The organism is Kineosporia mesophila, assembly GCF_021129235.1.
Taxonomy (GTDB): domain Bacteria; phylum Actinomycetota; class Actinomycetes; order Actinomycetales; family Kineosporiaceae; genus Kineosporia; species Kineosporia mesophila.
The window spans coordinates 148,323-174,404 of sequence record NZ_JAJOMA010000005.1; the positions used below are offsets into that span (position 1 = coordinate 148,323).

The window sequence follows — 26,082 nt, forward strand, 5'->3', positions numbered from 1 at the left end:
GTCACCCCCCCAACGTGAGTGGTTGCCCCTCCACCCTTCGTGATCATGCAAAGTCTCCCCAGTGTTCTAGAACTCTCACTGTCACAGTTCTAGAACTCCGGGGAGACTTTGCATGATCACGAACGAAGAGAGGGCGAGGAGAGGAAGAGGAGAGGGCGGCGCGCCATGGGGGCGCGGGCCTCTCCTCGCAGCAGCCTCTCTACGCCTTGCCGGCCTCGCGGGCGCTGATCGCGGAGATGACCAGCTCGCACACCTCACGCACCGCACCCGACCCACCGGCCTTGGTGAGGGTGAGGCGCGCCAGGTCCATGACCTCCTGGTGGGCGTTGGCCACGGCGATCGGCCAGCCGACCATGCGCAGGCAGCCCAGGTCGTTCACGTCGTTGCCGACGTAGGCGATGCGCTCGGGGTCGAGACCCTCGGCCGCGATCCATTCCTTCAGGGCCTGGGCCTTGTCGGACTGGCCGTGGATCACCGGGATCTGCAGCTTGCGGCCGCGCGCGGCGACCACCGGGTTCACTTCGGTGGAGAGGATGAGCATCTTCAGCCCGGCCTGCCGGGCGAGCTTGATGCCCATGCCGTCTTCCCGGCTGACCCGCACGCTCTCGGTGCCCTCCTCGGTGAGGAACAGCCGGTCGTCGGTGTGCACGCCGTCGAAGTCCATCACCAGGGTGTCGACGTCGATCACCGGCAGCCCGTCGATGCGCTCCTGCTCCTCGAGCACCGCCGCCCGCAGCCGGGCGATGTGCAGGTCGTCAGGGGTGTCGATCTCCATCGCGTGGTCGTCGCTGACGCGCTGGGCCACCAGGGTGCCGAAGAAGCGCCGGCCGTGACGCCGCAGACCATCGGTACGCATCGCGTAAAATGCACCGGTCTCTCGGAATTCGGTGTCTCGGTCTTGCCGGCGGGGACGGAAGCTGGGGTCGTGGTTGATACCGATCAGGCCGTCCGGGCCGTATTTCCACAGAAAAGCGTGACTTTCGACCGCGGAGAACGCGCAGTCGGCCTCTCCCGCCAACACCCGGCCGACGGCGGCGTCGAGGTCTTCCGGATCCATGAACGGGCTGGTGCACTGCACCAGCACGGTTACCTCAGGAGCCTCGCCGTCACCCTGAATCTCGGTAATCGCATGCAGCACAGCAGATTCCGATGAAGCCGTGTTACCGGAGAGGGTGGCGGGGCGCACCACCACGGTCGCACCGGCGCGGCGCGCCTCTTCCTGGATGCCGGCGTGGTCAGAGCTGACCACCACCTCGTCGATGAGTTCCGACTTACGGCAGGCCGTCACGGCACGCATGAGAAGGCTTCGGCCACCCACGGGTTCGAGGTTCTTGAGCGGCACCCCCTGCGAACCGCCTCGGGCGGGGATGACGGCGACGACTCGGGGACGGGGCTTGGCGGGTGGTGCGTCACTCACGAGGTGTCCTCGGAACTAGCTCGAATGGAGGCCCAGCGGTATGACCGGCTACTGCAGCCTTACCGCACCGGCCGGGCCCAGCGGGCCCTACTGATCAGAATACTGCCAGCAGTACTGGTTTCGTACCTTCAACGAGATGAATGCTGGGGAATCTCAAAGGAATCCGACTCCCCGTCAGGAACCAGGTGGTGCCGGGCGACGTCCGGGGTACCGGGCATCCACCACTCCTCCGGAACCGCGAACTCCTGAATCTCCGCCTCCGGCACGATAAGTCGCAGCGTGGAGACGGCCGTGCTGGGAAGTGACACCACTCGGTGTCGATCGCTCAGGCCCCGCAGGCTGATCTCGGCCGGCACCTCTCCGCGGACCATGGTGATGCCCGGGTAGTCCGTCAGGGGGCTCAGGGTGGACGCGTTCTCGCGGCGGTGCGCGCGGTAGACGACAGGGCCCTGGTCGGCCAGGCTGCGGATCCAGGACAGGTACGGCTGGGCCTTGATCAGCCGGTTCGCCACCATCGAGGTGCCGAGCACGATCGTCTTCTCCTCGCCGGAGGCACCGGCCTCGCCTCCCGGCAGCGACCGCAGCCAGGTGAAGTTGTGGGGCTCGACCGGCAGCCCGATCGCGGCGGAGACCCGCAGCACCCGCTCGGGCAGCGGCAGCGCGGTGATGACCCGGACCCGGCCCTGGGCGATCATCCGGCGCAGGCGCATCTTGGCCAGGCGGGCCAGGACGGCGCGGTGCGGGGCCTGCGGCACGTGCGGGCGCACCAGGGGCACGTCGGGGTCGATCAGCGCGTCCATGACGCGGCGGGTGGAACGGCCGTCGTCCAGCAGGACGAGGCGGCGGGGTGGGTGCTGCACCAGCAGTCGGTGCACCTCTCCGGAGAACGCGTCGCCGACGGCGAGGTCGCCGCCGCCGTGCCGCGGCGGTCCGGAGGGAAGCTGAATGGTCACACCGGCGGGGAGCCCCAGCCGGGTGACCTCGGCGACCGCCGTCACCAGTGGCTCGACGTCCTTACGGGGAAGGACGACGAGCCACCGGCCGAGCCGGCCCGCGGCGTGCGCCTCCAACGCTCCGAGGAGCTGGAAGGGCGACTCCACCCAGGCCTGCACGGTGCCGGTTCCGGCGACGTCGGTCACGGTGATGATTATCCGTTGTTCAGCGGGGTCAGCCGACCCGGCGCAGGCGAGCCTTCGGCTTGAGCTCACCCTCGAAGACGCGCTTCACGCCGTCACCCAGGGCTTCTTCGATGATCCGGATGTCGCGAACCAGGTGGCGAAGGCCTTCGGGCTCCAGCGAGGCGGAGTGGTCCGAGCCCCACATGGTGCGGTCGAGGGTGATGTGACGCTCGACCGTGACCGCACCGAGGGCGACGGCCGCGAGGCTGATCTGCAGGCCCCGCTCGTGGCCGGAGTAACCGATGGGCACACCGTAGCGCTCGCGCAGCGTGTTGATCGTGCGCAGGTTGGCCTCGTGGGCGGGCATCGGGTACGTCGAGGTCGCGTGCATCATCACGAGCTTCTCGGTACCGAGGGTCTCCACCGCCTTGTCGATCTCCTCGAGGGTGGACATACCCGTCGAGAGGATGACCGGCTTGCCGGTGTTCTTCATCGCGGTGAGCAGCTCGAGGTCGGTCACCGAGGCCGAGGCCACCTTGAACGTGACGACGTCGAACCGGTTCGCGAGGAACTCGACCGAGGGCACGTCCCACGGCGAGGCGAACCAGTGCATGCCCAGCTTCGAGCAGTAGTTGTCGATCTCGGTGTACTGCTCCTCCTCGAACTCCACGCGGTAGCGGTAGTCGAGGTAGCTCATGGTGCCCCAGGGGGTCTCCCGCTGGACGTCACGCATGTCGGCCGGCGTCGAGATCTCCGGCGTACGCTTCTGGAACTTCACCGCGTCACAACCCGCCTCGTGGGCGATGTCGATCAGCTGCTTGGCGATCGCCACGTCACCGTTATGGTTCAGGCCGATCTCGGCGATGACGTAAACCGGCTGGTCGGGTCCGACCAGCTTTCCGCCGATCTCGACCGGCGCGATCGTCTTACTGGGTCCAGCAGTCATTGTTGCTCCTTCAAGCCTGAGGGCCCTCTAGTCTCCGGCGGATTGCCCCGGAGTGATCCCAAGTGTGTGGGTCACCGGCAGGATTCGGACAGCCCCTCGTCGGCCTCGATCCCGGAGAGCGAGTTTAGGTTACGGATCCCATCAACAACCTGTGTGAACGGACGGCGTCCAGTCATCGACGCGATCAGGAACTCTGCGCCGAGATACGAGTCAGCGTCTGTGATGACTCCCGAACGCGCTGACGCATTCTGACGCGCGCCCGCACGATCGCACTTCCAGCCGGGGTCAGCCTCATCCGGTCGAGCCGCCGCCGCTTGGCCGAACGGCCCTTGTTCAGGCCGGAGGCGATGGTGGGAAGTTCTCCCGCGGCGTTCAGCACGATCAGTTCGCCGAGCATACCGATCCACGAGTTGTCACTGCGGGGATGGAAGTAATTGTCTGCCAGCCACCAGGTTTCGGGATGACGGAAGTCACCGCGCTCGAGTTCGTCCAGTCCACCCATCACCCCACTCCCAACGAACACCTGGTTGATCAGGTTCTCCGAAACGCCGAACTCGTCGATGAGCAGCACCGGGATGTCCAGCGCCATCGCTTCGAGTACGGCCGTCGAACTCACCGTGACCAGCGCCACGGCGTTGGCCAGCTGCTCGGCCATCGACCCGGCCGCGAAGGTCAGGGCGTCGGGCGCGTGCACCTCACCCGCCGCCACCAGCTCGTCCCAGAGCGACTGGTAGTGGTGCGGCTCGTGGTGGGTGTGGAACTCACCGACGGCCCCGCGCGTCTTGACCACGACCTCCAGGTCGGGCCGGTTCGCCGCGAGCCGGGCCAGGCTCAGGAGGATCTCGACCCGGTCTTTCTTGACCCGCGGCACCTTGCCCTGGGTGGCGAAGAGCACCCGGTTGCGCTCCGGGGCCGCCACCGGGTTCAGCGGCTCCACGCTGGTTCCCGCGTCGTTCGGCGATGCTTCGAAAGCTGTTGTCCCAATGGCCATCTCCTGCGTCATCTCGCGCGCGGGAAGGATGTCGGCGGGCCTGGCGAGGAACGGGATGGTGGCGAGCCCCACCTTGGCCTGCATGCCCATCTGCCGGCGGATCTGGTCGTAGTCCTCCACCTCGCGGTGGCTGTGCACCACGAAGAGGTCGACGGCGCCGCGGTAGCCCCAGGCCCGGCGGCGGGCCGGGATCGCGATACCGGGGATGCCGGTCAGCAGCACCGGACGGTGCGAGGACTTGCTCAGCGCCTCCTGGTAGGCGTGCACGCTCGGCCCGGTCAGAGCCAGCAGCACGGCGTCGGGCCGGTCCCGCTCGACGCGCTTCATCAGCTGGCCGGGCGACAGCACCTCAGGGTCATGGCCTGCGTACGCAGTGCCACTCAGGGCCGCAATCCGTTGCGAAGCCGAAGGTCTGGCCGGAGAGCAGGCCACCACGACCTCGGTCCGCGTCCCCTCCGGTAGTTGCCCGAGGAGACTGACAGCCCATTTCAGGAATGAGTCCGATTCCGCAACAGCGATCACATGATGGGGCACCTGCGGAGTGTAAGGTTTTTGGCCGTCCCCTTGTGCACTCACAGCAAATTCACACAGGACAGTTATGACACTCCTGCACCAACCCCGCGGAGGCTTCACGTGGTGACCGAGCAGTTGCGCCGCCTGGCGAGACGCCGAGGTCAGACCGAGGTTCCGGCCGGTGAGACAGCCCTTTCCCCCGAGGATGTCAAGCTTCTCGAACAGGCCCGTGCCCGGCAGCGCCTCGAACAGAATTTCGAGGGATTCCCGCACCGGACCGAACGCATCGGGCAACACATCAAGACGATGCTGGGTAAATCTGGGGTAAAGGGAGGACGAATTCTTGAAATCGGGGGACGGGCCAATCCGTACAAAGACTGGTTCCCGGGTTTTGAATATAGTTGTCTTGATCTTGAGATAACCGAACCCGGGGTGATTCAGGGCGATATCACCAACTGCCCGGAGATCGAGTCCGGCAGCTTCGACGCCATCATCAGCGTCGACGTGTTCGAGCACATCCGCGAGCCCTGGCTGGCCGCCCCCGAGATCGTCCGGCTGCTGCGCCCGGGCGGCTTCACCTACCACTCGACTCTCTTCAGCTGGCGCTATCACCCGACCCCGGTCGACTACTGGCGCTTCACGCCCGAGGCGATGACGTTCCTGTTCAAGGATCTGCGCATGATGCAGTCGCAGTTCGACACGGTTGAACGGCGCCGCAGCCTCCTGGGCAAGGGCAAGCACAAGCTGGACTCCGACGCGTTCGGGGGCTGGCGGGAGAACTGGCGGGTCTTCTATGCCGGCGTCAAGAACGACCCCGACGCCCAGCGTGGTGTGTCCGCCCTGGCCGCCCTCCAGCAGGCCGAGGCCGACCAGCAGGCGGCCCGCGACAACCCGTTCGGCACCCACACCGACAGCTGATTCACAGAGCCTCACAGGAGCGGGGAGATCCGGCCCGGAGCGGCACCAGGTCTCCCCGCACCGGTGAGGCCACTGTCAGACCAGGGTCTGATCTCCCGGATCCCCCGACGGTCTGACGTGTGGCCAGGGCTCGCGAACGTACGGTGGCACGGTGAGCGAGGACACCTACCGGCTGGAGTCGGCCTACAACTGGCTGCGCACGCATCCCCAGCAGGTCGATGTGGCCACGGCCGGCGCCCTGGTGCTGTTCCTGCTCTTCCTCACCCTCGTCTCCGGGAGCAGCGGGACCTGGCTGTTCGCCACCCTGATGGCCGGGGCCCTGGCCTGGCGTCGTAGCCGCCCCCTGCGCTCGGGCCTGGGTGTGGCCGGCCTGGGGCTCCTGCTGATGATCACGGGTGAGAGCAGCGCCCTCACGCCCGCCACCGCCGTGGTGTTCGTCTCGCTCTACTCGATCAGCGCCTACGGACCCACCTGGGCCGGCTGGGCGGGCATGGTCGTGGCCTGGTTCGCCGGCAGCCTGGTGCTGTTCATGCAGGATCTGCTCGGTTCCGACGCCGCGCTCGGGCTCGGGTTCCTCTCCGCCGTCCTGTTCGGCACCTGGGCGCTGGGACGCATGCGTCACCTGCGGCTGCGCGACGAGCAGCGCCTGCACGAACGGGCCCAGTTGCTGGAGTTCGAGGCCGAGCAGCAGGCCCAGCTGGCGGCCACCGCCGAGCGCGCCCGGATCGCCCGGGAGATGCACGACGTCGTGGCCCACTCGCTGTCCGTCACCATCTCCCAGGCCGACGGCGGCCGGTATGCCGCACAACACAATCCGGCCGCGGCCATCACCGCACTTGAGACCATCGCGGCCACCGGGCGGCAGGCCCTGGCCGACATGCGGGCGCTGCTGGGTGTGCTGCGGGACGACAGCACACAACAGCTCACCCCGCAGCCGGACACCGAGGCGATCAGCGATCTGGTGGAGCAGGTGCGCGGCAGCGGGCTCACGGTCGAGCTGGAGGTGCTGGGCGAGTCCGTCCTGCTCCCGGCCGGCCCGGGACTCGCCGCCTACCGGATCGTCCAGGAGTCGCTCACCAACGTCCTCAAGCACGCCGGCCCGGGGGCCACGGCCTGGATCCGCCTGGTCTGGCTGACCGAGGCCCTGGAGATCCGGATCGAGGACGACGGGCGCGGGGCCGGTGCCACCCCCGCCACTCCCGGTAGTCAGGGCCTGATCGGGATGCGCGAGCGGGCCACGCTCTACGGCGGGCAGTTGGAGGCCGGCCCCCGTCAGGGCGGTGGGTTCGGAGTTCGGGCGTATCTCCCCTACGGTCATCGTCCGTGAGCGAAACCACCCCGATCCGGATCGCCCTGGTCGACGACCAGCAGCTCGTTCGTGCCGGATTCCGGATGGTGATCGACTCCCAGCCCGACCTCCAGGTGGTGGTCGAGGCGGCCAACGGGGAAGAGGCCGTGACCCGGCTGGCCGGTACCGAGGTCGACGTGGTGCTGATGGACGTGCGCATGCCGAAGATGGACGGCATCGAGGCCACCCGGCGCATCGTCGAACTGCCGCACGCGCCGAAGGTGGTCGTGCTGACCACCTTCGACCTGGACGAGTACGTGATGAGCGCGATCGGCGCGGGGGCCAGCGGCTTCCTGCTGAAGGACGCGCCGCCCGAGGAGATGCTGGGCGCGCTGCGCACCGTGTTCGCCGGTGACGCCGTGATCGGGGCCAGCTCGACCCGGCAGTTGCTGCACCACATCGGCCCGATCCTGGCCCAGGGCCGGAGCCAGGAGGTGTTCGGCGTCGCCCCGCAGCCCGGCCTGCCCACACCACCACCGGTGGTGAACCCGCACTGGACGCCCACGGCCCCCGACCCCCGCACGGCCCTGCTCCAGGCCCCGCCCTCCGGTGACCCCGAGCACCCGCTGCCCCGCGTGCTGGCCGACCTGACGCCCCGCGAGTACGAGGTGTTCGTGCTGATGGCCAACGGCCTGAGCAACGCCGAGATCGCCGGGTACTTCGTGGTCTCCGAAGCCACCGTGAAGACCCACGTCGGCCGGGTACTGACGAAGACCGCTGCCCGCGACCGGGTCCAGATCGTGGTGCTGGCCTACCAGCTGGGTGTCGTGCGCCCCTGAACCCTCCTCGCGGAGGAAGGGTGTCAGACCAAGGTCTGATACCCCCGGATCATCCCGCCGCGCGATGTGCCGGTACCACCTGCCCCCATAGCGTCTTCCTCAGTCGAAACACCATGCCTGAGGAGGAGAAGCGATGTCCTGGACAGCAGCCCAGCCTGCATCCCAGACCCAGCCCGTGCGGCCCCGCGAGTCTGCGGTGCGAGCCCAGGGTGTGCGTAAGGTCTACGGCCGCGGGGAGTCCGCGGTGCCCGCCCTGCGCGGGGTCGACGTGAGCTTCGACAAGGGGGCCTTCACGGCGATCATGGGACCGTCCGGTTCCGGGAAATCCACTCTCATGCACGTTCTCGCCGGCCTGGACTCGGTGAGCGCCGGGCAGGTGTGGCTCGGCGACACCGAGCTGACCGGTATGAACGACACGAAACTCACCCGGGTGCGGCGTGACCGCATCGGTTTCGTCTTCCAGGCGTTCAACCTGATCCCGGCGCTCAACGCCCAGGCGAACATCGAACTGCCGATGACGCTGGCGCGCCGCAAGCCCGACCCGCAGTGGTACGACTCGATCGTCGATCGCCTGGGTCTGGGGCAGCGGATGACCCACCGCCCGAGCGAGCTCTCCGGCGGCCAGCAGCAGCGCGTGGCCATCGCCCGGGCCCTGCTGCCGCGCCCCGACGTGATTTTCGCCGACGAGCCGACCGGTAATCTCGACTCCACCGCCGGCGCCGAGGTGCTGAGCATGCTCCGCTCGAGCGTTCGCGAGACCGGGCAGACCGTGGTGATGGTGACGCACGACCCGGTCGCCGCCTCCTACGCCGACCGCGTGGTGATGCTGGCCGACGGGTCGATCGCCGGCGAACTAGTGGCCCCGACCACCGACAGCGTGCTCGACGCGCTGCGTCACCTGGGAGACTGACGATGCTCTCACTGAGCCTCGCGCAGCTGCGCACCCAGGCCCACCGTCTGGTCGCCACCGTGCTCGCGATCGTCATCGCGGTCGGGTTCGTCGTGGCCACCCTCGTTCTCAACGACACCTCGAGGAACACCGTTTTCGGGGCCCTTTCGAGCCAGTTCGTGAACACCGACGCGGTCGTGGCCTACGACTGGCAGACGAGTACCGGCGAGATGCCCGACGCCGACGCCATGACCGGGATCAGCCAGGAGATCGAGAAGCTGCCCGGTGTCGCCGGGGTCGCCCTCGACCTCAGTGCCTACGTCAATGCCCGCCTGCCCGGCAGCCAGGGCTACCGCTACGCCCAGGTGCAGAGCCTGGGCGACGGCGAACTGCGCTGGCAGAAGCTGAAATCGGGCACCTGGCCGGACGGACCGAACCAGGTGGTGGCGGCCCCGGGCCGCAACCTGGAGGTCGGATCCACGGTCGAACTACAGCTCCAGCCCACGGACGACGACGGGTCGGGCAACGGTCAGGGCGACACGAAGACCGTGACCGCCACGATCACCGGCATCACCGACCGTTCGTCGGGCATCACCTCGATCGGCAGCCAGCAGTTCTGGGCCACCACGCCGCAGGCCACCGCCTGGGGCGCGCAGGAGGTCGACGCGATCCGGGTGGAGGCGGCCCCCGGAGTGGGCTCCGACCAGCTCACCCAGCAGATCCGCGACGCCCTGCGGGACGACAGGGCCGCGCAGGCCCTGAGCGTGCGCACCGGCCAGGAGCAGTCCGAGTCGATCGCCAACGACCTCACCTCGGACAACGCCGAACTGGCCACCGTGCTGCTGGTGTTCGGCGCGATCGCGGTGTTCGTCTGCGCCCTGGTGATCGCCAACACCTTCGCCGTGCTGCTGGCCCAGCGGGTGCGTGAACTGGCGCTGCTGCGGGCCATCGGCGCCGGCGGCAAGCAGCTGCGGCGTGGCGTGCTGGTGGAGTCGTTCGTGATCGGTGTGATCGCCTCGCTGCTCGGGGTGGTGGCCGGAATCGGTCTCGCAGCGGCTGTTTCCGCCATCGGGTCGAGTTACGAGAACTCGCCGGTGCCACTGGCCGGCGTCACCGTGAAGCTGATGCCGGTGCTGATCGGGATGGCGGTCGGCATCGTGGTCACCATGATCGCGGCGTTCACCCCGGCCCGGAAGGCGACGAAGGTGGCCCCACTGGCCGCCATGCGCCCGATGGACATGGCCCCGATCACCACGCGGGGCGGGCTGTTCCGCCGGATCTCGGGTGTGCTGCTGGCCGTGCCCGGGATCGCGATCGCCTGGTACGGCGGCAAGGAGAGCGACCTGCTCCTGGCCACGGCCGGCGGCATGATCACGTTCCTGGCCGTGCTGCTGCTGGCCCGCTGGCTGGTGCCCCTGGCGGTCGCCCTGGTGGGACGGGTGGTCGGCCCGCTCGGGCAGGTGCCCGGCAAGCTGGCCGCACTGAACGCCACGCGGAACCCGCAGCGCACCGCGGCCACCGCCACCGCCCTGATCATCGGCGTCACCCTGACCACCACGATGGTGGTGGGGGCCGCGACCACCCGGGCCTCCGCGTCCGCCGCCATCGACGACAACTACCCCACCGATGTCATCGTCAGCGACGGCGGCGGTCAGGACCTGCCCGCCGTGCTGATCGGCACGCTCTCCGGCGTCCGCGACGTGACCTCGACGATGGGGGTGCCGGGCAGCACCGTGAAGATCAACGGTGAGGAGAGCTCCGTCCTGGGCATCGACCCGGCCCGGGCCGGCAAGGTGCTGCGGGCCGACGAGAACGGCCGGGTGCCGGCGAACGGCACGATCAGCCTGCCGACCTGGTACGAGGACGGTTACGGGATCAAGGAGGGCGGGCCGGTCGAGATCTCGGCGGGCCGCCGCACCCTCACGCTGAAGGCCCACCTGGTCGGCTCGGCCATGGACGGTCCCTGGATCTCGACCCCCGACCTGGCGAAACTGGATGCGACGGCCGGACTTCAGCAGGTCTGGGCGCGTCTGGCCGACGACCTGGACAACGACGAGCGGGGTGAGGCCCTCGACGCGGTCTCGAACGCGGCGGCCGACGTCGCCCCCGACAGTGTGCTGAGCGGTTCGGCGGACGAGCGGGCGAGTTTCGACCAGCTCATCGACATCCTGTTGCTGATCGTGCTGGGGCTGCTGGCGGTGGCCGTGGTGATCGCGATCATCGGGGTCGGCAACACGATGGCCCTGTCGGTGCTGGAGAGGCGCCGGGAGTCGGGGGTGCTGCGGGCTCTCGGCCTGACCCGGGCCCAGTTGCGCTGGATGCTGCTCTGGGAGGCGATGCTCATCGCCGGCGTGGCGGCGGCGATCGGGGTGGTGCTGGGTTCGGTCTACGGCGTGCTGGCGGTCAGGGCGGCGCTCGGCAACTCCGGTGGCGTGCACATGGCCGTCCCGGTGATGCAGGTCCTGGCCATCCTGCTGGTCGCCACGGTGGCCGGTGCGCTGGCCTCGGTGCTCCCGTCGCGGCGCGCGGCGCGGATCTCCCCGGTGGCGGCGATCGCGGCCGCCTGATCCGAAAACTTGATGAAGGACGAAGGTGAGCTTCCGGCCGGAAGCTCACCTTCGTCCTCAATTCGGTGGTGCGGCCTTCTCGAAAGGTGCAGCGACTGGATGCGTTTTAGCGTCGCTGGCATGGATCTGAAGATTTCTGCACGCAAGGCCCTGATTACCGGCGCGGACTCGGGCATCGGCCGCGCGGTCGCCCGGCAGCTCCTGGACGAGGGGGTGCGGGTCGCGATCACCGACGTCGACCCGGACAGCCTGAAGAAGGCGGCAGCCGAACTGGGCGACGTCATCGCCGTTCCCGCCGACCTGACCCGGCCCGATGACGTCGCGCGTCTACGCGACCGGGTGAACTCGGAGCTGGGCTCACCCGACATCCTCGTGCACGCGGCCGGGATCACCGGCGCCCAGGGGCTTTTCCACGAGATCGACGAGAACGGCTGGCAGCAGACCTTCGACATCGACTTCTTCAGCTCGGTGCGGGTGGTGAAGGCGTTCGTGCAGCCGATGCGTGATGCCGGCTGGGGCCGGATCATCCTGCTGGCCTCCGAGGACGCCGTGCAGCCGTACGTGGACGAGCTGCCCTACTGCGCGGCCAAGGCGGCCGTGGTGACGCTGGCCAAGGGCCTGTCGAAGACCTACGGGCCGGAGGGGGTGCTGGTGAACACCGTGTCGCCGGCCTTCATCCACACCCCGATGACCGACAAGATGATGAAGAAGCGGGCGGACGAGAACGGTACGAGTTTCGATGAGGCGGTGAAGAGTTTCCTCGACGAGGAGCGCCCGGGCATGGCCCTCAAGCGCCGCGGTGAGGCGGACGAGGTGGCCTCGGTGATCACGTTCCTGTGCTCCGAGCGGGCGAGCTTCGTCAACGGCAGCAACTACCGCGTCGACTCCGGATCTGTGCAGACGGTCTGACAGTGAAAGAATGACCGGATCATGACGCTCCTGGACCGACTGCCCAAGAATCCTGGCCCCGACGCCGACCCGGACGAGATCTTCGAGGCGTTCACCGAGTGGACGGACGAGCGGGGGCTCACGCTCTATCCGGCGCAGCAGGAGGCGCTGATCGAGATCGTCTCCGGCTCGAACGTCATTCTGGCCACGCCGACCGGCTCGGGAAAGAGCCTGGTCGCGATGGGTGCGCACTTCAGCGCACTGGCCCGCGGTGAGCGCACCTACTACACCGCCCCGATCAAGGCTCTGGTGTCGGAGAAGTTCTTCAGCCTGATCGAGACGTTCGGGGCGGCCAACGTCGGCATGATGACCGGCGACGCCGCCGTGAACGCCGACGCCCCGATCATCTGCTGCACGGCCGAGGTGCTGGCGAACCTGGCCCTGCGGCAGGGGGCCGACGCGCCGATCGCCCAGGTCGTCATGGACGAGTTTCACTTCTACGCCGACCCGGACCGGGGATGGGCCTGGCAGGTGCCGCTGCTGGAACTGCCGAAGGCGCAGTTTCTGCTGATGTCGGCCACTCTGGGTGACGTCAGCCGGTTCGAGAAGGCGCTGACCGAGCGCACCGGGCGCACGTCCGCCACGGTCAGCTCGGAGCAGCGCCCGGTGCCGCTGTTCTTCTCCTACGTCACCACTCCGATGCACGAGACGCTGACCGAGCTGCTGAGCACCAAGCAGTCCCCGGTCTACGTCGTGCACTTCACCCAGGCCGCGGCGATGGAGCGGGCTCAGGCGCTGATGAGCGTCAACATGGCGTCCAAGACCGAGAAGGAGAAGATCGCCGAGGCTCTGGGCGACTTCCGCTTCAACGCGGGCTTCGGCAAGACGCTGTCGCGGCTGGTGCGGCACGGCATCGGCGTGCACCACGCCGGCATGCTGCCCCGCTACCGGCGTCTGGTCGAGCAGCTCACCCAGGCCGGTCTGCTGAAGGTGGTCTGCGGCACCGACACGCTCGGCGTGGGCATCAACGTGCCGATCCGCACGGTGGTGTTCACCGGCCTGTCCAAGTACGACGGCGTGCGCCAGCGGCACCTGAAGGTGCGCGAGTTCATGCAGATCGCCGGGCGCGCGGGCCGGGCCGGGTTCGACACCGCGGGCACCGTGATCATCCAGGCGCCCGACCACGAGGTGGAGAACGAGCGGCTGCTGGCCCGGGCCGGTGACGACGAGAAGAAGAAAAAGCGCATCGTGCGCAAGAAGCCGCCGGAGGGCTCGGTCTCCTGGAGCCGATCCACGTTCGACCGGCTGAGCACCAGCCCACCCGAGCCGCTGACCTCGAGCTTCGGTGTGACTCACTCGATGGTGCTGAACGTGCTGGCCCGCCCGGCCGACGCCTACTCGGCCATGCAGAAGCTGCTGGAAGAGAGCGACGAGGACCCGGCCTCGCGCCAGCGTCACCTCGATCAGGCCGAGGCGATCTGGGAGGCCCTGCTCACCTCGGGCGTGGTGGAGAAGCTGGAGACCCCCGACGAGCTCGGCCGCACCGTGCGTCTCACCGTCGACCTGCCCGCGAACTTCGCGCTGAACCAGCCGCTGTCGCCGTTCGCGCTGGCCGCGTTCGAGGTGCTCGACCGCGACGCGCCGACCTACGCGCTCGACGTGCTCTCGGTGATCGAGGCGACCATCGACGACCCGCGCCAGGTGCTGTCGGCACAGCAGCACAAGGCCCGCGGCGAGGCGGTGGCCGAGATGAAGGCCGAGGGCATCGAGTACGAGGAGCGCATGGAGCTGCTCGAGGAGGTGACCTGGCCCAAGCCGCTGGAAGAGCTGCTGGACGGAGCCTTCGAGATCTACCGGGCCGGTCACCCGTGGGTCGCCGACCACGAGCTCTCGCCGAAATCCGTGGCGCGGGACATGTTCGAGCGGGCCATGACGTTCGGCGAGTACATCAACTTCTACCAGCTGGCCCGGTCCGAGGGCACGCTGCTGCGCTACCTGTCCGACGCGTTCAAGGCGATGCGGCAGACCGTGCCCGAGGCCGCCCGCACCGAGGAGATCACCGACCTCACCGAGTGGCTGGGCGAGCTGGTGCGCCAGACCGACTCCAGCCTGCTCGACGAGTGGGAATCACTGCGCAACCCGGAAGACGAACTCGACCCGACGCGTCCACCGGTCCCCACCGGACCGCCGCCCGTCACCGCGAACCGCCGGGCCTTCATGGTTCTCGTGCGCAACGCGATGTTCCGCCGCGTGGAGCTGTTCGCCAAGCGGGCCTGGTTCCCGCTGGGAGAGCTCGACGCCGAGGCCGGCTGGGACGCCGACGAGTGGCAGGACGCGATCGAGGACTACTTCGACGAGTACGACTCGATCGGCACCGGGCCGGATGCCCGCGGGCCGAAAATGCTGCAGATCGAAGAGCTCTCGAACAAGTGGGAAGTACGCCAGATCCTCGACGACCCGGCGGGCGACCGGGACTGGGCGATCAGTGCCGACATCGACCTGGCGGCCAGTAACGAGGCGGGGACCGCGGTGATCACGATCACCGACGTCGGGCCACTGAGCGACCAGTAGACACAGACCCTCTGTTCGTGATCATGCAGAACCTCCCCGGGGAGGTTCTGCATGATCACGAAGGGGTTTAGTCCCAGACCAGGTCCCAGGCGCTGGCATCGGGGCGGCCGGTCAGGCCCCGGGTGATCGGGTTGGTGTTGAGTTCCGCCTCCGTTCGCACGAACTGGCGCTTGCGGCGGATCTCGTAGGTACCGGCGCCGATGCCGTTGGCGCCGTGCTCGTCGGTGTGCACGAGCAGCGCGCTCTGCCCCGGCGGTACCCGCACGTAGCAAGCCACCAGCGGCTCGTCGGCGCCGGGCCGGGCGTAACGCACCCCCGGTGAGCCGAAACCGCGGTGCAGCCAATGGGTGTTGCCGGTGGCCTCGCCGTGCACCACCTGCTCCCCCTCGTCCGTGACGTCTTTCCACCGGTCCAGGCCTTCCGGATCGGCCACCGGAACGATGAGGAGATCGCCCTGGGCCTGGGGCGCCTGGAGCACCGGCACGCCGGCCCCCGCCTGGAGGTGGTCGGGCACGCTGACGCCGATCAGCGCGAGCGCCGAGCCGTATGTGTGCATGTCGTGCTCCTTCTCGGGTTTCTCGGGGGCCGATGACGGTCAGGTTCTGCGGGCCAGTTCGCGGTACACCTCGGCCGGTACGCCGTACTGCCAGGCGGCCGCCTCGACCGGGTCGTCAAGGGTGCCGGGCACCAGTTCCGCGTAGTGCCGGAGGGTGCCGGTGCGGTCCGGGCTGCCGTTGGTCATGAGCAGCAGCCGGTCGGAGTCGAACACCCGGGGTGGGGTGCGGTACAGCCGCAGATCGCGGCCGGGGTTGCCGGGATCGGGTGAGCTGCTGACCAGGTGCAGCCCGGCCCGGGTGACGTAGTGCTCCCAGCCCTCCCTCTCGATCAGCACCCGCCGGACCTCGGAGTTCCGCTCGGTGTGCAGCTCTCGCACGGTGGGCTCACGGGCTGCGAGCGCGGCCGGGATCCGCACGCCGTGCAGGCAGAACTCGGCCTGGCCGTCGGCCCAGACCAGCGCCGGGCCGTCGTCGCGGTGCAGCCGCACGCCGTCGCCGGCCTTCTCGGTGTGGATCTGCACCGGGGGTTCCAGCACCACGGTCAGCCAGGCGTAGGGCACCCAGACCAGGGCCCGGCGCACGCCGACGAGACCGGCCAGGACAGCCCGGGCCCGCGGATCGGTGTCGCTGTGGCCGGCCTCGAGCTGCGCGGCCTGGTGCGCGGCGCCGACGGCCCCGCGGTCGTGGAGCACCCCGTCGCGGTGGAAGCCCCGCACCGGGGTGCCCTCGGTCCAGGCCCCCTCCAGCAGTCGCTCGTCCCAGAGCCCGGCCACGGCGCGGCGCACGGGATCCCCGATGTCGAGGAGGCCGGTGCGCCCCCGGGCGAGGAAAGGCCGCAGCCGCTGGTCGAGATCGTCACCGATCGGCGCGAACACCTGGCGGGCGGAGTTGAGCGCGGCCCGGCTCAGCACCAGGGCGGAGAACAGCCCGGCCAACCCGGAGGCGATCGCGACGACGGTCACCAGGCCGCCGGGGCCGAGCGGGCGGCCGCCGAGCGAGTTGATCAGGGAACCGATGTAGTACGAGGGGAGAAACGTGATCATCGTGGCGATGACGGCGTAGCCGAGCACGATCGTGCCCTGGCTGAGCCCGGTGCCGATGCGGGTGAGCCGGGCGAGACGCTCGGTCCGCGACGCCAGGTAGGGCCGGCGCATCAGGGCCGGGGCCCGCTCCAGGGCCCGCCGCAGTTCCTGAGGGGAGCGTGCCCAGACCACGTTGCCGTGCCAGCGCCGCCCGAGCCCCTCGTGCAGCGCGGCCAGTGACGCCTCGACCTGGCGACGGCCGGCCTCGGTCAGCGGGGTGACGTCGAGACTTCCGGCAACCCAGCGCTCGACGAACGCGGACACGAAGGCCGCGTCGTCCACCTCGGGAGTCCTGTCCGGCATCCGTGACCCTCCCCCTCAGGGCGAGCTGGCGTCTGTCACGAGTATCGCCGCCGTTGCCCACGCTGGGTACCCCGAGGGCACCCAGCGTTCCGGTCGCTATCCGCCGGAAGTGGCAAAGGTGCTGGCCGCGGCCCTGAACTCGGGAGCGAACTGCAACTGCGAAAGCCACGACGCGGGCCATGCGGAGACACCGTCGCGGGCTCCCAGCAGGCCTCCGGCGATCGCGCCGTTGGTGTCGGTGTCACCACCGAGGCGCGTGACGTCGACGAGTGAGTCCACGGCCGGGCGCGGGTCGACGAGGGCGGCGACGGCCAGGGCGAGAGAGTCGAGCACGTAGCCGGTGCCGCCGTGGGCCAGCCCCGCGTCACCCTGGTCCACGGCCTGTTCCAGGTCGATGTCCAGCCCTTGACCGATGGCCAGTTCCACCGCCGCGGCACCGTCTTCCGGATCGATGCCGCGCAGCGCCTGCATGGCCAGCAGCCCGGCCCCGGCGGCCTCGCGGGGGCTCTCCCCGGCCAGCAGCGCCACCACGATCTCGGTGTAAGCGACGCAGGCGTGCACACACCGCGGGTCGTCGTGGGTGATCGCCGAGATCGCCGTGGCCTCCCCCGCCCGCAGCGCCGGATCGGCGGTGGGCCGGGCCAGAGCGGTCGGGATGCAGCGCATCAGTGAACCGTTACCCGCGCTGCCGGCCCCGGACCCGGCGCGGCGCCAGTCGCGGGTCTCGCGGAACCGGGTCAGGCCGGTCGTGGTGGCCCCGCCGATGTCGAACGGGCGGCTGCCGGGGGTGCGGCCGGGCCAGTTGCCGTCGAACCAGTCGAGCATGTGCTCACCGGCGGTGCGGACCAGGTCGTCGCCCGGCTCCAGGTAGGCGAGCAGCACAGCGCGGGTGAGGTCGGTGTCGTCGGTGGCGTGCCCGGCCGGCCAGTCGAACGGACCACCGCCGACGATCTCGCGCAGACCGTCGGGGTAGGCGGCCCGCACGGCCTCGAAGGTCATGAATTCCAGGCTGGCACCGAGGGAATCACCGGCGTGGACGCCGAGCAGGGCTCCGGCGATGCGGTTCTCGAACGTGTTCAGGACGGCTCCTCACAGGGGTCGGGCACCCATCATGACAACCCGGCCTCCTGTGCGTGATCACGAACTAAGTGTGAGACGTCAGCCGCGCTCGCTGCCCCGCACCACGGGAACCCGCACCGAGTTGCCCCATTCGGTCCACGAGCCGTCGTAGTTGCGGACCTTCTCGAACCCGAGCAGGTGCGTGAGCACGAACCAGGTGTGGCTGGAGCGCTCGCCGATCCGGCAGTAGGCGATCACGTCGTCGCCCTTCGAGAGCCCTTGCTCCTGCTCGTAGATCGCGGCGAGCTCGGAGCGCGGACGGAACCGGCCGTCGTCGGCCGCGGCCCGCGCCCACGGCACGCCGGCCGCGCCCGGGATGTGGCCCCCGCGCAGCACACCCTCCTGGGGGTAGTCGGGCATGTGGGTGACCTCGCCGGAGTACTCCCCCGGCGACCGCACGTCGACGAGAGGCCGCCCTTCCTGATGAAGGTGCGCCAGCACGTCGTCCTTGAAGGCCCGGATGCTCGTGTCGTCGCGCTCGACCACGGGGTAGTCGGTGGCGGTGACCGGGGGCTTCACGTCGGTGATGTCGCGGCCCTCGGCGATCCAGGCGGCGCGGCCACCGTCGAGCAGACGCACGTCCTCGTGACCGAACAGGGTGAACACCCAGAGGGCGTAGGCGGCCCACCAGTTGTTGCGGTCCCCGTAGACGACGACCGTGGTGTCGCGGGCGATGCCCTTGGCCGACAGCAGCGCGGCGAACTGCTCACCGTTCACATAGTCGCGGGTGACCTGGTCGTTCAGCTCGGTGTGCCAGTCGACCTTCACCGAACCGGGGATGTGACCGGTCTCGTACAGCAGCACGTCCTCGTCGCTCTCCACCACGACCAGGCCCGGTTCCCCGAGATGCTTCTCCAGCCAGCCGGTGGTCACGAGCCGTTCCGGGTGGGCGTACTCGGCCAGCTTCGGGTCAGTGTCGTGAGGCAAGGTCATCATGCTCTCCGTCTTCGGTTGGTCACTGACAGCGAGACTATCCCCACCGCCAGCAGGGACAATCTCGATCGGGCCGGTGAACATTCCCAAGATCGGCGTGGCGCGGCGTCAATCACGGAGAGCTGACTCGTCGTACCACTATTGTGACGAATCTGCCGGATGGGGGTCCGGCAGGTGTGAAGCCTTGCGGGCTGAGCGCTCTCGCCACGTCGCGGTCGGACCGCGCGGGGCCACATTGCATGGGGGGAACCATGAACAAGAACGGACTGCTGCGCCGGGTCGTGATCGCAGCCGCCACCGGCGCACTGACACTCGGCGGGCTGGCCCTGGCCGACACCGCCGCGGCCGACGTCGTCAACGGCGGGGCCCTGGTCAGCGGCACTGCCGTGACCACGTCGATCACCGTGCCGAACCGCCAGGTCTCGTACACCTTCGCGGCCGAGAAGGGTAAGCACGTCACCTTCTCCACGAGCACCTCGACCTGGAGCGCGAACGGCAGCGCCGGTCTGTTCCTCTACGTACCGGTGACGACCAACGGCAAGACCACGTACGTGCTCGCCGATTCCTGGGTGGCGGCCTCGGGCAGGACGGCGCTCTACGACTTCACCCCGAACACAACCGGCATCTGGAAGCTCCAGGTGTCGCCGGGGACCCCGACAACCACTGGCAGCACGACCTTCACGTTCGCCAACGACGTGGACAAGGGCACCCTGGCGGTGAACACCGCGACCCCGGCCGCCACCACCGTGCCGGGCCAGAACATCGTCTACTACTTCAAGGCCGTCGCGGCCGAGAAGGCCCACATCAGCCTCGACGTCACGGCCTCGGGCTGGGGTACGGGCGGAACCGCGAACGGGTACATCTACACGCCGACCGGAGTACTGGTCGACACGGTGCCCCTGGCCGGCGCGCCCACGTACTTCGACTTCACCCCGAACGCCGACGGCTACTGGAAGTTCGTGGTCGACCCGGACGCCGGCGCGGTCGGTGGCCTGACCCTGGCCGTGGCGGCCGACCAGAACAAGGGCCAGCTCCAGACGAACACCGCTGTCACGGCGTCGATCACGGCGAAGGGATCGCGAGCGATCTACGGCGTGTACGGCGAGGCCGGTGACGAGCTGCCGATCTCGGTCTCGGCGGCGAACTGGGGCACGAACGGCTCGGCCTACCTGTTCCTCTTCCCGGCCGCCGGCGACACGCTGATCGGTTTCTGCGCCCTCACCAACAGCGCCGTCCAGTGCCCGTTCTACCCGCCGGCCGACGGGGCTTACCGCCTCGTGGTGGACCCGCAGGGCGGCGCGGTCGGCTCGGCCACGTTCAAGCGCCTCACCTGATTCCTGGGCACGAACGAATGGGGGACGCCGGCGGCGTCCCCCATTCGTTCATTCCGACTCCAGTCTCAGAGCCAGGCGGGGACACATCCGCACCGCCTGCCGGGCCGGCCCCCGAAGTTCGTCCGGCACCAGAATCGGCCCGGGGGTGAGGTTCTGGGGATAACCCCACTTGTCCTGGGTGAGCACCTCGGGCAGCAGGCCGGCGCACAGGCCACGGCCCTCGCAGGCCGTCCAGTCGACGATCAGAGCACGCGTCACCGCGCACCTCCGTAGGGCTCGCCGATCCGGGCCAGGCAGCGGCCGTACTCGTGCAGCGTCACGTCTTTCTCGAAAACCCGCAGAGCGCTGCGCACCAGACGGGTCGTGCCGTCCGGATGCTTGCAGGCGCCGCGGTTCTCGACCAGACCGGCGGACTGCCGGACGGCGTCCACGCCGCCGCGACCGACCCGGCCGGCGGCGAGCGCGGTGAAGTTCTGCGCCAGCTCGGGCAGGCCGAACTGGCACGGGCCGCACTGCTGGGCAGACTGCCGGGCCAGGTAGGCCACGATCGAGGCGGTGAGTTCCAGGCCGCAGGCCGTGCTCGCGAGCGGGATCAGCACCCCGGCCCCGAGACCGGCGCCGTACTGCTCCAGCCCGGCGGTGGACAGGGGGGCGTCGAGCGCGACGGGCAGCGGGACCCAGGTGCCGTGGTAGCCGCCGATCAGGACGGCCTGCAGTTCTTGCACCGGCCGACCGGCGGCGGGAGTGAGGATCTGCCGCAGCGACAGGCCGTGGGCGGCCTCCCAGACCGTGGGCGCGGTGGTGAGGGGTTCGGTCACCGGGTGCACGGTGGTGAGGAAAGTACCGGTGGAATCGGGGGTTCCGGTGCTGGCGAACCAGACGCCGCCGTACCGGGCGATCAGGCCGAGGTGGGCCAGGGTCTCCACGTTCTGCACCAGCGTGGGACGGTCGCCGATGCCGCGCTGGAAGATGCGGTGGCGGCTGAACCGGGGCAGTGCGGGGCCCTCGTTGAGGCGGCTGACCACCGCGGTCTCCTGGCCACTGACGAAGGCGTCGGTGGCGGCCACGACGGTGATCTTCACGGTGGGCCGGCGTTCGGCCAGGGCCTGCCGCAGGTTGGGCACGACCTCGGCGCGCACGTAGGCGTAGGCCTCCTGGGCGCCGGTGATGCGGGCCGCGACCTCGATCCCGTCGATCACCAGGTGTGGTGCGCGGCGCAGGAGTTCGGCGTCCTTGCGGCTGGCCGGCTCGCCCTCGGCGCCGTTGGCCACGACGACCGCCCGGCCGGTCACGGCCTCGAGTTTGCGGGCCGTGGGGAAACCCGCGCCGCCACGCCCCGTCAGCCCGGACATCCGGACCTGCTCCAGCAGCTGGGCGGGGGTGACGTCGGGGATGACGCCGTAGGTGGCCAGGTGGGTGGCCTGACTCGGGTCGGGAGCCGCGAAGAGTCGTGCTCCCTCGGGAGGCATCTTCAGCCCCGGGGCCGGTGTCATGGCGGTCATGGTCATCGTTACTCCCTCCAAGCAAGGGTCTTCGGGGCGGCCGGGGCGCTGGTGGCTTTCAGAGCCGGGTGAGAACTGACGGCGACCGCGATCACGCTGACCACGCAGACCGCGTCGATGGCGAGCAGCCAGAGGGTGCTGCGGTCGGTGCCGGAGCCGATGCCGTGCACCAGGGCGATCGGCCACATCGCGTAGGCGAGCCAGTGCACGGCCTTCCAGGCGCGCAGGCCGATGCGGTCGCGCAGCAGGCTGGTGATCGTGACGGCCAGGGCCAGGTCGAGCGCCAGGGTGCCGAGGCCGACCCAGAAGGGGCGGTAGCCGGAGCCGAAGGGCAGCAGCACGTCGACGAGGTTCAGCTGGGCGTACGGGTCGAAGAGCAGGGTGACCACGTGGATCACCAGGAAGACGAGGGCGAGCAGGGCCGCGCTGCGATGCACCGACGCCACCACGAGCCGGTTCATCCCGGCAAAGGGGCGACCGGACCGGGTACCGATGCCCAGGGCCACGACGACGGTGAAGAGGATCAGGCTCACCACGCCGCTGCCCCGGGCCAGGTACCACAGGGCATCCGTGCTCATGCCGCGCTCGTCAGATGTTCGTGCGGGAGGTGGATCTCGTGCACCTGCTCGGCATCGATCCGGACGACGTCCTCGGTCGGCCAGCCGTTCAGGGTGGTCACGGAACCGTCCGCCGCGACCAGCCGCGCCGGGTGACTCTGCCCGCGCAACCAGTGCAGGGCGTCCTCACCACGAACGATCGCCGCGGTGGAGAGGGTGTTCGCCTCCAGGCAGGTGCCGGCGGCGACCGAGACGGTGCGCCAGACCGGCTCGGCGGGCAGGCCGCTGGCCGGGTTCAGGATGTGGTGCACGGCGCGGGTGCCGTTGCGCCAGTTCCGGCTCACGGTGCTGGAGGTGGCCAGGCCGGCCGTACCGCCGTCCAGGCCCACCCGGGCGGCCGGCTCGTTCACACCGTCCTGCACGAGCACCTGCCAGCCGTCCTGCGGGGCCGGTCCGGCCGTCGCGATGTCACCGCCGAGGGAGACCAGGGCGCCCACACCGAACCGGTCGGCGAGGCTGCGGGCCGCGCGGTCGGCGGCCCAGGCCTTGGCGGTGGCACCGAGGTCGAGACGCACCCCCGCGGGCATCCGCAGCCGGCGGCCGGTCAGGTCGAGGTCTTTCCAGCTGTGCCGCACGCGGCGGCTCAGGGTGATGGGGATGTTCAGCCGGCCGGCCCGGGCCTGGATCAGCGAGTAGTCCTCGGTGTAGCCCAGCGCGGCCAGGTCGTCGGCCAGGGTCGGGTCGACGTCGCCGTCGGTGTTCCGGGCGGCGTCCAGGGCCACCCCCAGCAGCACGGCCAGCAGCGGGGAGACGGTGACCGGCCGGTGACCGGTGGAAAGGTGCTGGATCCGGGCGATCTCACTGTCGTCACGGAACCGGCTGCAGGCCTCGTCGACCTCGTTCAGCTGCTCCCGCACGATCTCCTCGGCCTCGTCGGCGACCGCGGCATCGGTGACGACGACACGGGCCGTGGTGCTCCAGACCGGCCACTGACGCACGGTGTCACGCACGGGAAGGGTCTCCAGCAGGGGCATCACGAACCTCCAGAAGTGGCGTCGGCGGAACCGCTGCCGGGGCTGATGCCCGAACTGCCGGAGCTGCCGGTGTCTGACTGACTTTGGTCATTGGTGTCGGTACTGGAGGAATCACCCGAGGACGTGGTCGTGGTCGTCGTGGTGGCGTCGGCGCCGTCGGCGCGGGCCACCACCAGAGCCACCGTGGCGGTGGTGGCAAGGGCGGCCACGGCCAGGCCCGAGGTCACGGCCGCCGTGGTGCGGCGGGCGGTGTCGCGAGCGTTCATCGGATCTCCTCCAGGTCGTTGGCTCAACTCTGGGCCGCCTGGCTGGGAGGGTTCGGCGCGCTGTCTGAGGATCAGCTGTAAGCGATCTGGGCCGAACGGCGGACGCCAGTGGGCACCTTCCGGTGCCGATCCGAACCGGGTGAGTAATGTCAAGATCGAAGCGGTCCCGGCGCGGGGGTTGCGGATCACCACGACGGACGACCCGAGACCCGTGCCCCGACCGGGCTTCCGTACGGACATCGAGGGCCTGCGCGCCCTGGCTGTCCTGCTGGTGGTGCTTTACCACTGCGGTGTGACGACTTTCACCGGTGGCTACGTCGGGGTGGACGTCTTCTTCGTGATCTCCGGGTTTCTCATCACCTCGCACCTGGCGCGCGAGGTCGCGGACACCGGGCGGCTACGGATCGGCCGCTTCTACGCACTACGGGCCCTGCGCCTGCTGCCGGCCGCGAACCTCGTGCTGGTGTGCACCCTGGTCGCCGCCTGGATCTGGCTGCCACCGCTGCGCCTGCGGGCCATCGCCTGGGACGCCGTGACCTCGGCCGGGTACGTGCTCAACGTGCGACTGATCCAGGTCGGCAACGACTACCGCTCGGCCGGGGCCTCCCCCTCCCCGTTGCAGCACTTCTGGTCACTGGCGGTGGAGGAGCAGTTCTACCTCACCATCCCCCTGCTCGCCCTGATCTGCCTGGTGCTGCTGCGGCGCCGGGCGGCCTTCGTGGCCCTCCTGACAACACTGGTCGCCCTCTCCTTCGCCGCCTCCCTGACAACCAGCCGGACCGACTCGGTAGCAGCCTATTTCGGAGCCCCGACCCGCGCCTGGGAACTGGGGTCCGGAGCCCTCCTGGCCCTGATCGCCCCCCAGATATTTCGTGATCAGGCAAGGTTTCCCCGGAGTTCCAGAACGGTCGACGGGGCCGGTTCGCCTGGTCACGAACAGGGGACGAGGGGCACACCTCAGGGGGCCCCGGTCACGGCCGCTCTGCGCTGGGGCGGACTGGGCGCTATTGCCTATGCCGGGGTTACTTTCGATAGCTCCACACCGTTCCCGGGATGGCACGCGGCGATTCCGGTGCTGGGCACCATGGCCGTGATCGTCGCCGGGCGGACCGGATCCGGGCGGGTGCTGTCGCTGCCCCTGTTGCAGTTCATCGGGGCCCGGTCGTACTCGATCTACCTCTGGCACTGGCCCGCCCTGGTCATCGCGCCCTATCTCCTGGAGCGCGAGACTACGACCTACGAAAAGCTTCTCGTCGCCCTGGCGGCGCTGGGCCTGGCCTGCGCCGGGTACGCCCTGGTCGAGCAGCCGCTGCGGCACCACGAGCAGCTCCGGGCTCAGCCGGGGCAGGCCGGGGTTCTCGCCGCCGCGCTGACCGCCGTCACCATCGCCCTCGCCGTGCTGGCCCCGGCCCTGCCCGCCCGGCAGACCCAGGGGGAAGGGCTGGCCGCGGGCCTGAACCTGCAGGGCCCTCCCTCCAAACGCCACCAGCAGCTGTCCCGCCGACTGGAAATCGCCACCCGCACCACGGTGCTCCCCCGCAACCTGGAACCCCCGCTCCGCAAGGCCTCCGGCGACGAGCCCGCGATCTCGAACAACGGCTGCTTCGTCGCCGTGGAGGCCCTGCGCACGCCGAAACGCTGTGAATCACTGGGCAACCCACGGCCAGGGAGGAAGACCGTGGTGCTCTTCGGCGACTCCCACGCCGCCCAGTGGTACCCGGCGATGAATGCCCTGGCCCAGAAGGCTCACTGGCGCCTGGCCGTCTTCACCAAGGTGATGTGCACCCCCGCGCAGGTGCACACCTACGCCGAGACGTTCCGGGGCGACTACCGCACCTGCAACACCTGGCGGACGGACAGCATCGACCGCATCCGCGCGCTGAAACCGGACCTGGTGGTGACGACCTCGATCGCCGACCACCTCGACCTGATCGGATCCCCCTCCGACGTGGACGGCACCTGGGCCACCGGCTGGGCGTCAACCGTCTCGATGCTGCGCACCGGGGGCACCGACGTGGTCTACCTGGCCGATACCCCGAGGGCGAAGACCGATGTGCCCGAGTGCCTCTCGCTGAACCCGAAGAGCATCCAGGCCTGCGCCCAGTCGTCCGACCGGGCGACCGGCACACCCCAGCGCACCGCCATCGCCCGGGCCGTACGGTCGGCGAGCGCCCGGGTGGTCGACCCCACCCCCTGGTTCTGCACCGCCATCAGCTGCCCGGTGGTGGTCGGCAACACGCTGGTCTACCGCGACGACAACCACATCACCGGCCCCTACGCCAAGGCCCTCGCCCCACTCCTCCTGGAAGAACTGAAGAACTGAAGCGCCGACACCCCCAACACCCCGTCCGTGATCATGCAAAACCTCCCCAGAGTTCTAGAACTCTCGGTCTCACAGTTCTAGAACACCGGGGAGGTTTTGCATGATCACGGAGAAAAGAGGGGGTCAC

Annotated in this window: 22 protein-coding genes; 9 read left to right on the plus strand and 13 right to left on the minus strand. The window is 69.5% G+C overall.

Annotated features, from left to right (window positions below; genetic code table 11):
- Positions 1 to 199: 199 nt before the first annotated feature.
- The 4 genes from LR393_RS36270 to LR393_RS09040 all read right to left on the minus strand — a co-directional run bounded on the left by LR393_RS36270 (position 200) and on the right by LR393_RS09040 (position 5,105).
- The gene (locus tag LR393_RS36270; protein WP_231483116.1) at positions 200 to 1,417 is read right to left on the minus strand and encodes an acylneuraminate cytidylyltransferase; all 1,218 of its coding nucleotides are present in this window, start codon (positions 1,415 to 1,417) and stop codon (positions 200 to 202) included.
- Positions 1,418 to 1,545: 128 nt separating this feature from the next.
- The gene (locus LR393_RS09030; RefSeq protein WP_231483117.1) at positions 1,546 to 2,556 is read right to left on the minus strand and encodes a hypothetical protein; all 1,011 of its coding nucleotides are present in this window, start codon (positions 2,554 to 2,556) and stop codon (positions 1,546 to 1,548) included.
- 28 nt (positions 2,557 to 2,584) lie between these two features.
- Positions 2,585 to 3,481, minus strand: a complete 897-nt coding sequence (locus LR393_RS09035) for an N-acetylneuraminate synthase family protein (protein WP_231483118.1) — start codon at positions 3,479 to 3,481, stop codon at positions 2,585 to 2,587.
- Between the two features lie 184 nt (positions 3,482 to 3,665).
- The gene (locus tag LR393_RS09040; RefSeq protein ID WP_331282929.1) at positions 3,666 to 5,105 is read right to left on the minus strand and encodes a DUF6716 putative glycosyltransferase; all 1,440 of its coding nucleotides are present in this window, start codon (positions 5,103 to 5,105) and stop codon (positions 3,666 to 3,668) included.
- Positions 5,106 to 5,108: 3 nt separating this feature from the next.
- Here LR393_RS09040 and LR393_RS09045 point away from each other — a divergent pair, with 3 nt between their 5' ends.
- The 7 genes from LR393_RS09045 (at position 5,109) to LR393_RS09075 (ending at position 14,945) form a co-directional block, all read left to right on the plus strand.
- Entirely contained in the window at positions 5,109 to 5,903 is a 795-nt protein-coding gene (locus LR393_RS09045) for a class I SAM-dependent methyltransferase (RefSeq protein ID WP_231483120.1), read from the plus strand.
- 151 nt (positions 5,904 to 6,054) lie between these two features.
- Positions 6,055 to 7,230, plus strand: coding sequence for a sensor histidine kinase (locus tag LR393_RS36275; RefSeq protein ID WP_231483121.1), 1,176 nt, complete (start codon positions 6,055 to 6,057; stop codon positions 7,228 to 7,230).
- Between the two features lie 65 nt (positions 7,231 to 7,295).
- Positions 7,296 to 8,030 carry a response regulator gene (locus LR393_RS09055; protein WP_407937303.1) on the plus strand — a complete coding sequence of 245 codons (735 nt, stop codon included), beginning with the start codon at positions 7,296 to 7,298 and terminating at the stop codon, positions 8,028 to 8,030.
- A 133-nt stretch (positions 8,031 to 8,163) separates the two neighbouring features.
- Entirely contained in the window at positions 8,164 to 8,940 is a 777-nt protein-coding gene (locus tag LR393_RS09060) for an ABC transporter ATP-binding protein (RefSeq protein ID WP_231483123.1), read from the plus strand.
- Between the two features lie 2 nt (positions 8,941 to 8,942).
- On the plus strand, positions 8,943 to 11,486 hold the full coding sequence (locus tag LR393_RS09065) for an ABC transporter permease (protein WP_231483124.1): 2,544 nt from the start codon (positions 8,943 to 8,945) through the stop codon (positions 11,484 to 11,486).
- A gap of 120 nt (positions 11,487 to 11,606) precedes the next feature.
- Complete coding sequence (locus tag LR393_RS09070; protein ID WP_231483125.1) at positions 11,607 to 12,395, plus strand: SDR family NAD(P)-dependent oxidoreductase; 789 nt, start codon at positions 11,607 to 11,609, stop codon at positions 12,393 to 12,395.
- 21 nt (positions 12,396 to 12,416) lie between these two features.
- Complete coding sequence (locus tag LR393_RS09075; protein WP_231483126.1) at positions 12,417 to 14,945, plus strand: DEAD/DEAH box helicase; 2,529 nt, start codon at positions 12,417 to 12,419, stop codon at positions 14,943 to 14,945.
- Positions 14,946 to 15,012: 67 nt separating this feature from the next.
- Here the strand turns inward: LR393_RS09075 and LR393_RS09080 are convergent, their stop codons facing one another.
- From LR393_RS09080 to LR393_RS09095, 4 genes are all read right to left on the minus strand, one after another.
- Entirely contained in the window at positions 15,013 to 15,501 is a 489-nt protein-coding gene (locus tag LR393_RS09080) for a hypothetical protein (protein WP_231483127.1), read from the minus strand.
- Positions 15,502 to 15,540: 39 nt separating this feature from the next.
- On the minus strand, positions 15,541 to 16,887 hold the full coding sequence (locus tag LR393_RS09085; RefSeq protein ID WP_231483128.1) for a DUF6745 domain-containing protein: 1,347 nt from the start codon (positions 16,885 to 16,887) through the stop codon (positions 15,541 to 15,543).
- 96 nt (positions 16,888 to 16,983) lie between these two features.
- Positions 16,984 to 17,967, minus strand: a complete 984-nt coding sequence (locus LR393_RS09090) for an ADP-ribosylglycohydrolase family protein (RefSeq protein ID WP_331282932.1) — start codon at positions 17,965 to 17,967, stop codon at positions 16,984 to 16,986.
- A gap of 78 nt (positions 17,968 to 18,045) precedes the next feature.
- Entirely contained in the window at positions 18,046 to 18,939 is an 894-nt protein-coding gene (locus LR393_RS09095) for a sulfurtransferase (RefSeq protein ID WP_231483303.1), read from the minus strand.
- A gap of 251 nt (positions 18,940 to 19,190) precedes the next feature.
- Between LR393_RS09095 and LR393_RS09100 the strand changes: the two genes are divergently transcribed.
- Positions 19,191 to 20,273 carry a hypothetical protein gene (locus LR393_RS09100; protein WP_231483130.1) on the plus strand — a complete coding sequence of 361 codons (1,083 nt, stop codon included), beginning with the start codon at positions 19,191 to 19,193 and terminating at the stop codon, positions 20,271 to 20,273.
- A 48-nt stretch (positions 20,274 to 20,321) separates the two neighbouring features.
- Here LR393_RS09100 and LR393_RS09105 read toward each other — a convergent pair whose 3' ends face one another.
- Genes LR393_RS09105 through LR393_RS09125 form a run of 5 tightly spaced genes read right to left on the minus strand, consistent with a single transcriptional unit; the run spans position 20,322 to position 23,632 of the window.
- Complete coding sequence (locus LR393_RS09105) at positions 20,322 to 20,531, minus strand: ferredoxin (protein ID WP_231483131.1); 210 nt, start codon at positions 20,529 to 20,531, stop codon at positions 20,322 to 20,324.
- Positions 20,528 to 21,781 (minus strand): NADH-ubiquinone oxidoreductase-F iron-sulfur binding region domain-containing protein, encoded by a 1,254-nt coding sequence (locus tag LR393_RS09110; RefSeq protein ID WP_231483132.1) that lies wholly within the window; start codon positions 21,779 to 21,781, stop codon positions 20,528 to 20,530. The genes LR393_RS09105 and LR393_RS09110 overlap by 4 nt, the downstream gene beginning before the upstream one ends.
- 2 nt (positions 21,782 to 21,783) lie before the next feature.
- Positions 21,784 to 22,353, minus strand: coding sequence for a ferric reductase-like transmembrane domain-containing protein (locus LR393_RS09115; protein WP_231483133.1), 570 nt, complete (start codon positions 22,351 to 22,353; stop codon positions 21,784 to 21,786).
- Entirely contained in the window at positions 22,350 to 23,366 is a 1,017-nt protein-coding gene (locus tag LR393_RS09120; RefSeq protein WP_231483134.1) for an FAD:protein FMN transferase, read from the minus strand. The genes LR393_RS09115 and LR393_RS09120 overlap by 4 nt, the downstream gene beginning before the upstream one ends.
- On the minus strand, positions 23,366 to 23,632 hold the full coding sequence (locus tag LR393_RS09125) for a hypothetical protein (protein WP_231483135.1): 267 nt from the start codon (positions 23,630 to 23,632) through the stop codon (positions 23,366 to 23,368). The genes LR393_RS09120 and LR393_RS09125 overlap by 1 nt, the downstream gene beginning before the upstream one ends.
- A 139-nt stretch (positions 23,633 to 23,771) precedes the next feature.
- Here LR393_RS09125 and LR393_RS35125 point away from each other — a divergent pair, with 139 nt between their 5' ends.
- Positions 23,772 to 25,955 (plus strand): acyltransferase family protein, encoded by a 2,184-nt coding sequence (locus LR393_RS35125; protein ID WP_331282930.1) that lies wholly within the window; start codon positions 23,772 to 23,774, stop codon positions 25,953 to 25,955.
- Positions 25,956 to 26,082: the final 127 nt, after the last annotated feature.